This window comes from Janthinobacterium sp. 1L-D-8-B-C4 (assembly GCF_057291295.1).
In genome coordinates, this window is sequence record NZ_JBXAVX010000018.1 from 62,768 (window position 1) to 77,651 (window position 14,884).

The window sequence follows — 14,884 nt, forward strand, 5'->3', positions numbered from 1 at the left end:
GCCGTTATCAGTTGACACTTATCCTACTTGATGGCATACCTACATAATATGATGTTCGGGTATGCTGGCATTAACGGCAGACCAGTTGATGCGCCTGTTCACATAAGCGGTATTGGCTGGTAAAACAGGTCGATAAGGGTGTGGTTGCAAGGTGCGACTGGCGGAACCGTGAACGCAACCGTTTGAAAGCAGGATGAAATGACGACGTAGACCAGTTCAGTACAGAAATTTGGCAACATCAATCACAAAAAAGACCCAAAGCGGTGATCGGTAGCATTCACAATCCGATGCTCTGTGAGTTTTGCAAGAGGCTCAAATATTAACAGGATAGTTAAAAAATGAAATACAGAAAAGAAATAGATGGACTAAGGGCGCTTGCTGTACTACCTGTCATCTTGTTCCACGCAGGCTTTACTACTTTTAGTGGTGGCTTCGTAGGTGTGGACATTTTCTTCGTAATTAGCGGCTATCTAATCACAACCATCATCGTTGATGAGATGGAAAAAGGCTCCTTCTCGTTGCTTAATTTTTATGAACGTAGAGCTCGAAGAATTCTTCCCGCACTTTTATTTGTGATGCTATGTACGCTTCCATTCGCATGGTTTTGGATGCTACCGCAAGACTTGAAAATGTTTTCAGAAAGCATAGTAGCCGTTCTACTATTTGTTTCCAATGTCCTCTTTTACTTAACTAGCGGTTACTTTGATACAGCATCCGAGCTTAAGCCTTTGCTTCATACGTGGAGCTTAGCAGTAGAAGAGCAATATTATGTATTATTTCCAATATTCTTAATGCTAACTTGGAAGTTAGGCAAGAAATGGATTATTTCATTGCTATTATTAGTTGCTATTGTTAGCGTATTTGCCGCTCAATGGGGCTCAAAAAATCATCCAGATTTTACCTTTTTTTTATTACCAACAAGAGGATTTGAACTACTTATTGGCGCACTAACATCCTTGTATATTAATTATAAATTTGGTGTAATTTCAGTCAATCAGTCAGTCAGTCAGTCAGTCAGTCAGTCATTCAGTCTGGCTGGTTTAGCACTTGTACTTTACGCGATATTTGCGTTTGACAGCAACACACCATCCCCAAGTTTATACACACTTATACCCACAATTGGTGCTGGCTTGATCCTTGTATTTGCGAATACTAAAAATTTAGTTGGAAAACTACTTGGAAGCAAATTATTCGTAGGCATTGGATTAATTAGCTATAGCACATACCTATGGCATCAGCCTTTATTCTCTTTTGCTAGACTTAGAACTTATGGTATCCCATCAACAATAATACTTATTATTCTTTGCTTTGCTTCAGTAGCATTAGGTTATATAAGCTGGAAATATATAGAAAATCCATATCGAAATAAGAAATTAATTTCATCAAAAAAACTTTTAATCCTATTAGTTACTCCAGTGTTATTTTTAATGGCAGTTGGTCTTATTACATATTCAGAAGAGGGATTTCCAAAACGAGTAACAGGAATCCCTGAAAAATCTTCTGAATCAATAATTGGGACAAAAATTCGAGAAAAATGCGATGTTAATTTCGACGGAAAAACAGGAATGAATATTGACTTTTGTAGCCTTGGAGATACTAATAAAACTAACGTAACATTAGCTATATTTGGTGATAGCCATTCAGAAGCGATTCTTCCAGTTCTAGATAAGATAGGAAAAGAAAGACATGAGAAATATTCCCATATTGCACTCGGCGGATGTGTACCTTTTCTTAATGTCGATGTTGCCAGGGGAAGTTGGAAATCTAAAACTTGTGAAAATTTAGCAACCAAGGAATACAATTTCGTAAAAGATAACAAAATTAAAAACATATTTCTTGTCGGTAGATGGTCTTTATATACAGATGGAAATTACGACAAATCAAGAATTTATTATTTAGTAACAAATGATAACTCAAAATTAGACCAGAGTACGACACGACTTAATTTTGAAAAATCTCTTAAAAATACAATAAAAAAATATCAAGATATTGGTGTCAATGTATTCCTACTTGCTCAAATTCCACAACAGAAAATAGATGGAGATTCGCTTTATAAAAAACTATATTGGTTTAATGAAGAACATAAGTCGGAAATTATTAAACGAGCTTCTATTTCTAAAAGTGAACACTTAGCTTTACAAGCGTATAACAGAAGTGTATTGAGTAAATTACAAAATGAATTAAAATTTACTTACATAAATGTTGATAATCAATTTTGCGATAATGAAAAATGCTATTTTGGAGATGAAACAACTTCAAAGTACCGTGATGCCGATCACCTATCTGTATCAGGATCATTGTCTTTATACAATGTACTTAACAGCAGTATTGATACACATTGAATTTTTGTAACTGTTCAGCCGGGGGTTGGCTGAATCGGGTTTCCGGCGAAGGCGCGTTGCAGGACGGTGAACATGCCATGGCCTTGTTTGCGCAGCGTGTCGAGGCAGGTGCGAATAACGCGGAAGTTTTGTGCACCCAGCAATGTGCGAAACGAGCCGGAGATTTTCTGTTTCACCTTGGGCATGCGGATTGCGCGTTCACCGAGGTTGTTGGTGAACGGCAGGGCGGGATCGGCCACGAACAGCAGCACCGCGTCGGCATATCGGCGCAAGCGTAGCAGCAGATTGAAGGCGACCGACTGCTTGACCCGGCCAGCCTTGGCAGTGGGCTTGAGTCGGGCGGGATGGCGCCGTTCCCCCTCCGACAGAATGGCGTCACAGAAGGTACGCAAGGCCGCCTTGTCGGCGTCGCCGAGGACGATGTCCTTGCGCCGCGCCGCTTCGCACAATTCATTGGTGCGCAGCAGCAGTTCGCTCATCCTGGCGGGCCAGCGCTCGCCGGTGAGTTCTTGAACATAGAGTAGTTCGCGCAGTAAATGGGCGTTGCATAGGGCATGCATGCCGGGCAATTGCCAGTACGGCGACCAGCAATCATGGACCAGTACGCCAATGCGCTGTGGCAGAATAGCTTGCGCGGCGATCGCCTCCATGGTAAGCGTCAAGCCAGCGCCGTCTTGAACACGGCAATGAATGAGAAGATGATGGCATCACACCGCTGGGAAGCGGCGTGTTGTTTAAGCCGAAGGGAGCTGCGTGGCGCAGTTCTAGGGCAGGAAGTCGTCGACCCGGTTGACTGGATGATCGGCGATGTGGGCCAGCACATGGCGTAGCCAGGCCTCGGGGTCAACACCGTTGAGTTTGGCCGTGCCGATCAGCGAGTACATGGCCGCTGCACGTTCACCACCGCTGTCGGCACCGGCGAACAGATAGTTGCGCCGGCCGATGGCGACGCCACGCAACGCTCGCTCAGCGGCCGAGTTGTCGATCTCGATGATGCCGTTGTCGCAGTAGCGCAGCAACGCCGGCCACAGGTTGAGCGCGTACTGGATCGCCGCCGCCGTGTCCGACTTGCGCGACAGCTTTTCAAGCGTGGCGCGTAGCCAGTTGCCGAAGTCGTCGAGCAATGGCCGTGATCGTTGCTGGCGCACCTGCTGTCGTTCATGCGGCGGTTTGCCGCGTATCTCGGCCTCGATCACATACAGCTCGGCGATCCGGCGCAGGGCCTCGGTCGGGATGGCCGATGGTCTGGCTGCATGCAGATCGTGGAACTTGCGGCGCGCATGCGCCCAGCATGCCGCTTCCTGTATCGTGCCATCGACGTAGAGTGCGTTGAAACCGGCATACGCATCGGCCTGCAACACGCCCTTGAAGTTGGCCAAGTGAATTTGCGGATGGATGCCTTCGCGGTCCGGCGTGTAGGCAAACCAGACCGCCGCCGGCGTGGTGTCGCCGCAAGCGCTATCGTCACGCACGTAGGTCCACAGCCGCGCTGTTTTGGTCTTGCCATTGCCCGGCGCCAGCACCGGAATTGGCGTGTCGTCGGCGTGCAGCTTGGCGCCAGCGAGCACATGGCGCCGGATCGCGTCCACCAGCGGGCGCAACAAGGCGCTGGCGGCACCAACCCAGTTCGCCAGCAGCGCTCGCTCCAGTTCAACCCCTTCGCGGGTATAGATCACCGACTGCCGGTACAGCGGAAGATGGTCGGCAAACTTGGCCACCAGCACATGTGCCAGCAAGCCTGGCCCGGCGATGCCGCGTGCAATCGGCCGGCTTGGCGCCGGTGCCTGCACGATGGTGTCACAGCATTTGCAGGCCAGTTTTGGACGCGTATGGCGGATCACGCGGAAACTGCCTCGTATCCATTCGAGTTGTTCGGCAACGTCCTCGCCCAAGGGACGCAAGCCCCCGCCGCAGGCAGGGCAAGCTTCGCCTGGCGGCGGGTACATTTTCTCGTCTCGCGGCAAGTGATCTGGCAAGGGACGGCGTACCGATCTCTTGCGCGGCGCCTGATCGGCCGCTGGCATCTCGCGCGCCGCTTCGCCCTCGTCAGCCTGCAGGTCTTCCAGCTGCAATTCCAGTTGCTCGATCTGGTGGTCGAGCTTCTCCGACTTGCGGCCGAACTGCATGCGCCGCAATTTGGCAATCTGCAGCTCGAGATGCTCGATCTCGACGGCACGCGTGTTGAGCTGCTCAGTCAAGCCGACGACGACCTGCTGCTGCGCGAGCAGCAATGCCTTCAAGGCATCGATATCGTTGGGCAGGTCGGCAAGGTTGAGCATGGGCCGAGTTTACGCGAGGGCGCCGACGTTTACAAGGTCGATGATGGTTGCCAGGTGCGCTCGGGGCGCCGCCAGTCGATGCCTTCGAGCAGCAGCGAAAGCTCTGTGCCTGCGATAGCAATACCGTGCCGCTGGTAGCCTGCGGCCAGACGAAGCGGCCGCGTTCAAGCCGCTTGGCCAGCAAACACAGCCCATCACCACTCCACCACAGCACTTTGATCATGTCGCCACGTCGGCCACGGAACACGAACACGTGACCGCTGAACGGCTCTTCGTCCAGGGCCGTTTGCACCCTGACCGCCAGGCCGTTGAAACCAGAGCGCATGTCGGTCACACCGGCTGCGATCCAGATGCGTGTGCCCGCCGGCAAGCCAATCACGGCCGCAGGCTTTGCAAGACGAGCTGGATCAGCGCGGCGTCGATGCCGGCATGCAGACGCACGATGGCATCACCAATGATGATATCGATCATGCTGCTTGGCTCAGCTGGGGGCAGGGATTGCGACCGTGTCATAGCCGGCTTGACCAGCACGGGCAGCAGCGCCGGCGCGACCGGCTCGAACAAACCGGCACGCAGCTCGCGGCGCCACTTGAACAGCATATTGGCGTTGATGCCGTTCTGCTGCGCCAGCTTGGACACCGAGATACCAGGTGCACAAGCCTCGACGGCGAGACGCCGTTTGAAGTCAGCCGGATAGTTGGGGCGGCCTTTGCGGTTGCCTGCCGTTTTATCTGTATCCAAAGTGATTCCCATCAAAAAAGTGACGGGAACTACTTTCGGGTATGTAGACTTTTAAAGATAGACGGCGGTGGGGAGACGCTTACTGCTGAAATCGGGATCACGCCACAAGGCTGTGGTTTATGGAGCGCTTACGTTGTCCAGCGCTCGTCCGCGCCCGTCCATGCTGATGGCGACGCCTTTGCGCTTGAGCACGTCGGTGAAGGCAGCGCTGGTGAACTGAGAACCCTGGTCGCTGTTGAACACTTCCGGCTTGCCATGGTGGCGCAAGGCGTCCTCCAGGCAGTCCACGCAGAACGACGCGTCCATGCTGTTGCTGATGCGCCAGGACAGCACCTTGCGGCTGTACCAGTCGATGATCGCCACCAGATACGCGAAGCCCCGCATCAACCGGATGTAGGTGATATCTGTCGACCACACCTGGTTAGGGCGCGTCACCGGCACGCCGCGCAACAGGTACGGATAGACTTTGTGCCGGGAATGCGCACGGCTCGTGTTCGGTCCCGGCGCCATGCCCGCCAGACCCATGACGCGCATCAGGCGCTGCACGCGCTTGCGGTTGACCACGTGACCCGCCGCGCGCAGGAACACGACCATGCGCCTGCTGCCATAAAAAGGCCGGCTGGTGTATTCCTCATCGATCAGCACGCGCAGCTTCAGGTCGCTCTCGTCCTCGCATGCCTGCCGGGATGCCGCGTCGATCCGGCGGTACACCGTCGCGCGAGGTACGCTTGCCAGTTCGCATTGGCGCGTCAGCGGCAGCTTCTCGTACCCGGCTTCGATCCAGCCCAAGCGCGCCTCTTGGCTCACGGCCCCAGCTTTTTTTAAGCCAGTCCACTTCCATCTTCAGCCGACCGATCTCGCCGTACAGCTTGTCCTCGGGGCTGCTTTCATCGATCGGTTTGGGGTCGCGCTTGGTGTCGAACATCGCGCCGGCGGTCTCCAAGATTTCCTTCTTCCACTGGCCCACCAGCACCGGATGCACACCGAACTCTTACGCGATCTCCGTCACCGTCTTGACGCCGCGAACAGCCTCCAGACCGACTTTGGCCTTGAACTCGGCCGTATGCACCCGGCGTTTTTTACCTTCACTCATTTGCTGTCATCCTTTCACGGACCACTGCTTTAACCATCGTCTCAGATTCGGGATCCACTATACTATCTGAAGCTATACAACCACCACATTCCGCAGCGTGCCATTGGCTCCAAAACGCCGGTTCAAGCACTCAAGGAATGGCAGCAAAAGAAGCCTGAATTATTCGTTAACGCGTTTATGACTAGACGAGACTTGACATCTAGCCCACACTGAATCCGCTGAAAAGGTGGGCCGGCTGGCCGCTTACGGAATTATTCGTTAAGCGTTTTTATAACCAAGCCGGTCTTGACATAAAACGGCATGCTTTTAACCATCGCAATGAAAAGACATCCGCAAATAAGGAACCTGATTTTCCGGAAATCTTCCATTGTTGACCTCTGATGGAGCTTGGTGATCGCCTACCACGTAGACTTCAGTGCAACCCAAGTCTGTATGCTTTCGCAAGACCTCAACCAAGCTTCCAACAGCATTACGCGCAATAATTTGAGAGTTCCCGATCGATGCGATTGCCTCAAAATATCGTGTTTGCTTGCCCACCATGGAGAAAGCAACGGGTTCATGACTTGAAATGGATAACATGTATAAAAATATTTTATCTTTCTTGCGCATCAGGTTAATGCCATATGCGATCATTTCAGCATCGCAAATTCCCAAAAATGGACCTGGACACAATTTTAATGCACTCATATCTGATTGAAAATATGAATGATCGATACCTAATCGCTTCCAAACAGTATCACGAGCATAAAACATTCCATCATAACCGTGTACAGCAATAACTTCATAACCGTTTTTTTTCATGTAAACTGGTGCGCAATTATTAACCATTGCAGCTAAATTTGTAGTGCTATCCAGTCTTATATATTGAGAGCATAATTCTCGAATTTCACCTTGCAGGGTAGAACCATGGTAATGAGAAAATCCTGCGCCGGTCACTTTAACACCATCAAGCAGTAACTTTTTCTTGATTGAAGTCAGTGAAGCTTCACTCTCTCCCCATGATTCAACAATCAGCAAAACCATTTTTTTCGGTAACTTTTCCGCATTCTTAACGTAATTCAAAAATGTCGGCCCTTCAGTAATTCCCAAAAAATTCTTTTCCTGAAATGAATTATAAACAAGCAGAGTTTTGATAGCGAACGGTGACGGCGTAATAATTGCCCCTCTGATGAATGACGGTGCGTAGTCACCAATGGAAAATACAAATTTCAAAAAAATCAAAAAAATTCCAAAAAGAAAAAAATATTTTTTAAATTTAAACGAAGTACTGATATAAAAATTAGAAAATAAAAAACCTGACATGACTACACAAAACACTAGGCAAGTAAGCAATACTGATAAAGGTGCGCCAGCAAGCACAACGAACAAATAAAAATAGTAAGAATCAGGCCGAATATTCCATTTTGACAAAATAGAAATTAAAAATGCAAAAACCCATACTAGTTTTATCAAAAAAGAGAACTTGGACGTAATTCGACGTTGCAAATAAGGAAAAAATAATGGCTCTATACATACATATATATTACCGAAAGCAATGCTCCAGATCATACTAGGCAACATCATCCACAGCAAAGATTTAAAATATATAAATTTTTTATCTTTGATTGATAAACTTTCATCTTCTTGCACTGCCAATAAATGATTCATAATTATAAATACCGGATAATTATTTTGTGTGCATCAATAGTGAAATTATATGAATTTTTCAAATAATTAAGAAAAAAATAAAAATACAAATACATTTTTATGATGTCGCCTCAAGATGAAAATATGATCCTCTATCTCACCTTCTATTGCAGCAATAAAAAACCCTATAAAACGAATAAGCGCGGCAGGGGAAAAAGTCACAGTCTTTCCCATACATAGCTCCCTGCAAGAGACATTGCCACACAAAGCTCATGCCTCGAGTATGTGGCATGATACCGTTCACTTACATATGGATAAGGCCTACAATAAGGGGGGATGTAGCGTTTCACCAACCTATTGAAACGCTCAGACAGGCAATGTGGTTACCTACAAAGTATTAATGTTTGACGCCGCCTTCGACAGATTTCCGTGCAAAAAAGCTGCGCAAGCGATGTAATTGTCCAGGTACTGTAAAGTAGTTGAAACAGGATCGCAAAACCTGACCACCTAACCTTCCAGCGACTGCTACATAATCGTGTATTCTTTTCCGTAACGCCATCCGAACTGCTTTTAGCGTAGCTGGCATTGGCTTCACACTCGCACGAAGAATCGGAAGCCAGCCTTGGCGGGCCTTCCCGCAATAATCAGTGAACCTCAGAAAGTCGAAATTTTCTGGTTTTCCTTCACTTTGCAGTTTCTGCGGTTCCTGAGCTTGCCGACCGAATTCAATGAATCGCGTATTGTCTGGACTGAGCGTCCGTCCGGATTTCGCCATACGCTACCGTAGTGCGGTCAGAAATGCTCGGCATCGTCACTTCGCGCCAACCTGGCCACTCTGTCATCGGCATACCGGACGATGATTATCTTTCCCGGCGCGTATCATTTTCACAACTGATCATTGCTCTGTATATTGGCCATCGCTGAACACTGCACGGCCTTGCCCACGGCCATGTTTGAGGCATGGCCATCCCGTGTCTTGATCGCCGGCTTGCGCAACGAAGTATTCCGGCACAAGCTATCGGAGATAGCTGCTGGCTTGAGCTATTGCTATCCTCGCCAGCTTTGATCTCAGCGCCACCAACCGCCCCCCAGCGTTGACACGCCCCCCTCAAGCTGGGTAGACGTGAGACCAGAGAGCTCGGAAGGGGCACATTTCTTGCCATGTCCGTATAAAGAACTTATCCGCGCCTATTTAAAACTTTTTTATTGATACGACAGCAGCTGAAAAGTCACATTTCTACTTCCATGCTATCACTTACATGTTTCCTGTATTTCTGTAACGATTCCATGATGGAATCATGAGAAATGTTATAAATATAATCCTCACCCTGCTCTTCAGTACGTATTGCACCAAAACGTTCATGGAAGTTCCAGACTGATACATTTTCCTTACGGACATCAAAATGAGATCTTCTAAATCCCAATGTCAATGCGAACTGATAAACCAGAAGAGCAGATTCCATGGCAAAACCACTAGGCCGGCCATCTCTTAAAATCCATGATCCCCAGCAAAATGAAGTGCCGATGATATCGTAAAGTCTAACTGTGCCGAATCGCTCACCATCCCTGTCCTCGATGATGAAATATATCTGACTATTATCCTTTTCGTATTTCTCCAGCCATGCCACTTGCAGATCAACATCGGCAGCAGTTGCCGATAAAAACCTTCCCTTGACTGGGTCGGTACGCAACTGTAAAATAAATTCGGCATCGGCCTTATCCGCATTACGAAATACTACATTTTTTCCAATAACTCTCTTTGGTTTTATAAAAGCAACATCGCTTTCAATTTTCTTTTCAGTAGCGTCATCGTCCGTAACGACACCATTACGCACGGAAATAAAAGAACCATTCTGGCTATTTACACTATTATTTTTCATAATCAATTTAAATTTTCAAAAATTTAAAAACAAATTTTTCCGCTATTATATTTGATAAAAGCAAAAAATTAAATAAAAAAATTAATTCCTAGGAAATTATAAAAATTAGGTCAATCCGAAAAACCAAATATTTTAGAATATTTTTTACCAACACTATCAGCGGAATAATTTTCAACGTAAAATTGATACGACGATAACGAAATTTGTGTATTAACCTTTACATCAAGAAGATTTTTCATCCGCATCGCATACTTTGAAAAGTCATTCTCAACAATGCAATGTTCGTTGCTGTCAGAAACGCCTACTCCTTCTACACCGAAATCAGTTGCAATAATGGGCAACCCATAAGACAAAGCATCGATCGTTTTTAATTTCACCCCGCTACCGAACAATAATGGCACCAGCATTGCACAAGCACCATGCAAAACACCGTCCAGACTCTTTACATATCCTTCAATTCTAAGATTGTCTGGAAATTTTCGGGCCAACTCCAGCAATGAATGGGTAGGATTTTTTCCGATAACGCGGATGATAACGCCAGGAATGGCCTTTATTATTTCATCAAGTTGCTCATCTATAAAACATTCCAAACTGACAGCGTTGTGAGGGACGTCGAGCCCTCCCAAAAATACAAAAACTGGGGAACCTGCCCATGACCGAGCATATGGGCGTATTGCCGACGAAACATAAGGTGGACAGACATTTACATTATTTCCACCACGCGATCTCAATAATTCGACTTCGGTTTTATTGATAAGCAGATTACTGGGGAAATATTTTGCCTGTTTTATTTCCGAAGACTCAACCAGTTTTGACTCATAGGAAAGTAAAAATTTTTGCAAAAATGAAAATTTCTTGATCAATGGTCGAAAAATCGCTGGTACATGACGTTCAAAATTTCCGAGAGGATTAAATGCTAGTGTTTGCGGCAAATTCAATGCTCGAATCATGCTCTTATAACGCACAGAAAACAAGTCATCCAAATACAGCACTGACTGGGCCCGGCCAGTATTGAGCTTCGGAAAATACTGTCCCATTCTGATGGTATCAAAAACAATCAAATCCGGTTTGACAGTATCAATTGCTTGCTGAACTGAACTTAATATAGCATCAGAAGAAAACAGGGATTCTTGTATGCTCTTACGACGCAGAAAAAGAGTCTGTAAGAAGATATTTTTTAACCGTACCGTAGCAGATGGAAAAGGATAATTGATACGATTGAAGTCGTGATGCAATTCCTGCTCCGCGTCTTTATCAGGATAAACAAGATAAAATTTTTCCGCAGAAACTTTTTCACAAAAATAACGAATCAATCCAGTTATCACAACTTTTTTTCCAACATCAGCCGGATAAGGATACAACGTCGAAACCAACATTACTTTCATATCATTTTCCCGTGCCATAAATAGCCAGCAGTTTATAGGCCATTTTTTCGGAAGTGATGCCCGCCATACGCAGACGCCCACGTTCGACCAACAAATTCCTTGTAGATTCATCATTTACTAATGTGAATATGCCTTTGGTCATTTCATCAAGCGAGTCGGGGTTTACCAAAATCGCCGCATTGTCGGCTAGCTCATTCATAGGCGGACAGTCTGATGTCAACAACGGTATTCCCGAAGCAAAAGCTTCAACGATAGGCAGACCATAACCTTCGATCCGACTAGGGAAGAGTACTCCACCAGCATGCCCAAGCAAAGCACGCATTTCGTGGTCAGAAACCCAGCCTGGAAATGTTACAGCTTCGTTGCCAGCATGGAGCTGTGCCAGGTGGCAATCGGCAGGCATACCCAATACCATCAATTTCCAATCAGGTAGTTTTGCATTGATAAAGGCCTTGATACAAAGATCAGAATTTTTATGCGGGCTAACACCGCCTATGTGTAATAGATATTGTTGCTTACCCACCCATTTTTCGATCACCGACCGTTTACCAAATTCATCAGGACAAGTTCGTTCCACCGGTGTATAAATGACCTGCGCAACCATGGCTATCTTTGATTTTATTTCTTCAGCTGAAAAGTGGCTTACGGTAACCAGTTTGGTCTTATAGTCAGTTAATCTCCGAACATTGAATTTTCTGTAACGGTTACCCCAGCCCTGATAAAAATTACTACCTGACAAATTTTCAAAGAAAATCATGTCATGCACTGTTACAACACGTAGGGCACGGAATGCACAACGCAATAACGGTAAATTCATTACGACCGGCATTGTATTGTAAGGAAAATGTACAACATCATAGTTCCCCGCTGCCACCGAAAATGGAAGAGAAAACTGTTCCCATACGGGAAAAGGAAATCGCTTCTTGCGTATGTAATTTATTTTCTCTGGCAATATAAGCAAATCCTCCGAAATATCCGAAGGAATCAACACACTGATTGAATAAATCTTCGGCGCAAACGTAGCAACTGCAAACAGCAGTTCCTGCAAATAACGCCCCATGCCACGCGGCTTGTCAAGATAATAGCCGTCGATCAATAAATTCATAAATTAAAAATTCCGCAATAAATTCGATAGCGCAAGATACAGGTACCCTGAGTTTACTTTTTCCCGCCCAGTTTTGGTGTATATCCTAACGTATTACGTGCATAATTAATAAGCTTACCAACGTTATTCGCACCAAAAATTAATATCAAACAATAATATACATGAAACATGGGATAAGCTTTCAAGCCCAAATTTCCTAAACCTTGATAATATTTTTTGAATATTTTATATTTTTTATCAGCATGGTATGCAAGCCACGGGAAAGAATAATTCGCCATGTCTCGCAATACTCCCTCCAGCGCGCCTTTGTTTTTCTTGTCAATCGCTGCTGCGATAGTGACAATACCCGTCATCATATGGATGCGGGCATCGATCGTATATTCTCCAGGTGTATATTTTCCTTTTTCCGCACTTGAATGACCGAAGTCTGGAGTTTCATCATCACGACACAAAGCAATAATTTCAGGCGTAAAAACGCCGTTATACTTCAAAATAATATTACCAACCAAATGCAGTTGATAAAACAACGATCCATCGAATTCCGACGTCTCAAGCTCAATCGCAGGTTGTCGTGCAACTGTCAGGCCAGCCAAGGTGCATGAACGGCGGAAGAAAAACGAAAGGCTGTCGATACCAGCGGGCATCAGACGCTCATCGGGAAAATACTTTACCGTTTGAACTATATTATCCGGCGTACCCTTGAACCACCCATATCCACGCAAGATTACGCCCACATTTTCATTACGCGCGACAAGTTCAGTCATTGTCTTCAATGCACCAGGACATAACACGTCATCATTACCCAAAAAAATACAATAATCACCACTGGCTGTTTGCAATAATTGTCGCAAGTTACGATCGAATCCAAGATTCGTTACGTTCTCGTGGTAAACGATCAAATCTCCATGGATTTCCTGATATTCTCTTGCAATTACTCCAATTTCTTCACGCTGCGGAGACTTATCCTCACAAATGACAATTTCATGCAGATATTCTTTTTGCGAAATAACCGAATCAAGGACCTGTCGCAGATATTTTGCTCGATTGTAGGACGGAATACAGACTGAAAACTTAGCAAGCGCCATTTTTATTCCAATATCAAATTCAATATAAAATTATGTGTAAAAAAGAAAAATCAACTAAATAGTTTCAATATTAAAACTATATATTGATTTCATCCACCAAGCCCGGAACCCGCAACCTTCGGCTCCAATGATCTTGGCCTTCCCTGTAAGCCAACTACTGTGCTGATTATGATCCAAATAAGCGGAGCAACAAATGCACTCTGCCATAGCAACCCAATCAGGACATAGATCAGTACTAAAAATCTTGTGCTTCCAGACTTAAAATTCCGCATCCCGGAGGTAAAAAAGTAGACCATGAAAGTAATTGGAATAATTGACAACCATCCCGAATGTCCAATCAAATTAAATAATGGGGTCTGGCCATTAATCCCGGGTTGAATAATTAGACTGGTATTGAACATGTCCTCCAGCCATCTTGGGTAGTCAGAAAAATTCGGCCCGCTGATACTGAAAGTTCCGTTCCCTGTTAAAGAGCCCCAACCTTCGACTAATGCCGACATATTCGAAATAAAGCGCGCGGAAGAAGCTGGTTCCGCGATCGTCCAAAGTAACAGCAGCGATCCATCATCCATTATGAATATAAAATTGATGAATGACTTTAAACGGGCAAAACTCTCGGCCTCGCCATCGACAGAATTTCCGTCCCCGCGCACCACCAGCAGAATGAGAAGCGCAAATCCGGAAAGAAATAGTTGCTTTTTATGCCGAAATATCCAATCTCTGTTTTCAATAATGTTAAAGATTATCATTATTGCTGAAAAGCCGATTCCGGTAATTGACTTTGTAAAAAGCAATGGCAGTATAAAAAAGAGATCAAGCCAGTTATTATGCTTGTATGTGCCATCCAATGCTCCAGCAATCCGATAAATTACATATAAGCCAAAATAGTTAATTGAGGCATATGATGGTTCAGTAGCAAAAAAAGAGTTATAACCATCATAGTAAGCAGCACCGCGCGGGAAAAAAATAGACAAAAATTTTCCTGTTACTCCTGGCACAATTAGTCCAGAAATTAATACCACCATGTGTGCTGCGACGATGGCATAAACAACTCTTTTATTGATTTTTTTAATTATTAAATTTCCACAAAGCATAAAAACTGAAGCTATTGCCACGCGAAACACATCTGTAACATTTCCATCGGGAGATGATAAGGTGCTAACCAAGGCTACCATGAGCATGAGCGCAGAACAGATCAACTGATTGCGACCGATGCGCCCACGAAAGACAAGCAAAAGCACCCCTATTGTCAACAGCAACAATGGCTGATATTCTCCCAACGGGAGAACTTCAAAGTTAATAGTCAACAGCGAGATGACCAACAAAAAATTCATTAACATTTTTTTAA

11 protein-coding genes and 2 pseudogenes are annotated in these 14,884 nt (G+C 45.7%); 2 read left to right on the forward strand and 11 right to left on the reverse strand.

Annotated elements, in window-relative coordinates; genetic code table 11:
* The first annotated feature begins 338 nt into the window (after window positions 1–338).
* On the forward strand, window positions 339–2,342 hold the full coding sequence (locus AC0Z42_RS25425) for an acyltransferase family protein (protein ID WP_485470857.1): 2,004 nt from the start codon (window positions 339–341) through the stop codon (window positions 2,340–2,342).
* A gap of 14 nt (window positions 2,343–2,356) precedes the next feature.
* Here the strand turns inward: AC0Z42_RS25425 and AC0Z42_RS25430 are convergent, their stop codons facing one another.
* The 5 genes and pseudogenes from AC0Z42_RS25430 to AC0Z42_RS25450 all read right to left on the reverse strand — a co-directional run.
* On the reverse strand, window positions 2,357–2,992 hold the full coding sequence (locus tag AC0Z42_RS25430; RefSeq protein WP_485470858.1) for an IS66 family transposase: 636 nt from the start codon (window positions 2,990–2,992) through the stop codon (window positions 2,357–2,359).
* Window positions 2,993–3,106: 114 nt separating this feature from the next.
* Window positions 3,107–4,621, reverse strand: coding sequence for an IS66 family transposase (gene tnpC, locus AC0Z42_RS25435; RefSeq protein ID WP_485470859.1), 1,515 nt, complete (start codon window positions 4,619–4,621; stop codon window positions 3,107–3,109).
* The gene (gene tnpB, locus AC0Z42_RS25440) at window positions 4,533–5,000 is read right to left on the reverse strand and encodes an IS66 family insertion sequence element accessory protein TnpB (RefSeq protein ID WP_485470860.1); all 468 of its coding nucleotides are present in this window, start codon (window positions 4,998–5,000) and stop codon (window positions 4,533–4,535) included. Before tnpB ends, tnpC begins: the two co-directional genes overlap by 89 nt.
* A complete protein-coding gene (gene tnpA, locus AC0Z42_RS25445; RefSeq protein ID WP_485470861.1) occupies window positions 4,997–5,362 on the reverse strand; it encodes an IS66-like element accessory protein TnpA in 366 nt (121 codons plus the stop codon). Before tnpA ends, tnpB begins: the two co-directional genes overlap by 4 nt.
* Window positions 5,363–5,491: 129 nt before the next feature.
* A pseudogene (locus tag AC0Z42_RS25450) lies at window positions 5,492–6,455 on the reverse strand (IS3 family transposase); the annotation flags it as partial.
* A gap of 57 nt (window positions 6,456–6,512) precedes the next feature.
* Here AC0Z42_RS25450 and AC0Z42_RS25455 point away from each other — a divergent pair.
* Window positions 6,513–6,668: pseudogene (locus tag AC0Z42_RS25455) on the forward strand (IS481 family transposase); the annotation flags it as partial.
* Window positions 6,669–6,761: 93 nt separating this feature from the next.
* Here the strand turns inward: AC0Z42_RS25455 and AC0Z42_RS25460 are convergent.
* The 6 genes from AC0Z42_RS25460 to AC0Z42_RS25485 all read right to left on the reverse strand — a co-directional run bounded on the left by AC0Z42_RS25460 (window position 6,762) and on the right by AC0Z42_RS25485 (window position 14,870).
* On the reverse strand, window positions 6,762–8,102 hold the full coding sequence (locus AC0Z42_RS25460) for a sulfatase-like hydrolase/transferase (RefSeq protein WP_485470862.1): 1,341 nt from the start codon (window positions 8,100–8,102) through the stop codon (window positions 6,762–6,764).
* A gap of 1,208 nt (window positions 8,103–9,310) precedes the next feature.
* A complete protein-coding gene (locus tag AC0Z42_RS25465) occupies window positions 9,311–9,961 on the reverse strand; it encodes a GNAT family N-acetyltransferase (protein ID WP_485470863.1) in 651 nt (216 codons plus the stop codon).
* A 110-nt stretch (window positions 9,962–10,071) separates the two neighbouring features.
* Window positions 10,072–11,346, reverse strand: a complete 1,275-nt coding sequence (locus AC0Z42_RS25470) for a glycosyltransferase (RefSeq protein ID WP_485470864.1) — start codon at window positions 11,344–11,346, stop codon at window positions 10,072–10,074.
* 1 nt (window position 11,347) lies between these two features.
* Window positions 11,348–12,451, reverse strand: a complete 1,104-nt coding sequence (locus tag AC0Z42_RS25475; RefSeq protein ID WP_485470865.1) for a glycosyltransferase family 4 protein — start codon at window positions 12,449–12,451, stop codon at window positions 11,348–11,350.
* Between the two features lie 53 nt (window positions 12,452–12,504).
* Window positions 12,505–13,536 (reverse strand): glycosyltransferase family 2 protein, encoded by a 1,032-nt coding sequence (locus AC0Z42_RS25480; protein WP_485470866.1) that lies wholly within the window; start codon window positions 13,534–13,536, stop codon window positions 12,505–12,507.
* An 89-nt stretch (window positions 13,537–13,625) separates the two neighbouring features.
* Complete coding sequence (locus AC0Z42_RS25485; RefSeq protein ID WP_485470867.1) at window positions 13,626–14,870, reverse strand: hypothetical protein; 1,245 nt, start codon at window positions 14,868–14,870, stop codon at window positions 13,626–13,628.
* Window positions 14,871–14,884 lie beyond the last annotated feature (14 nt).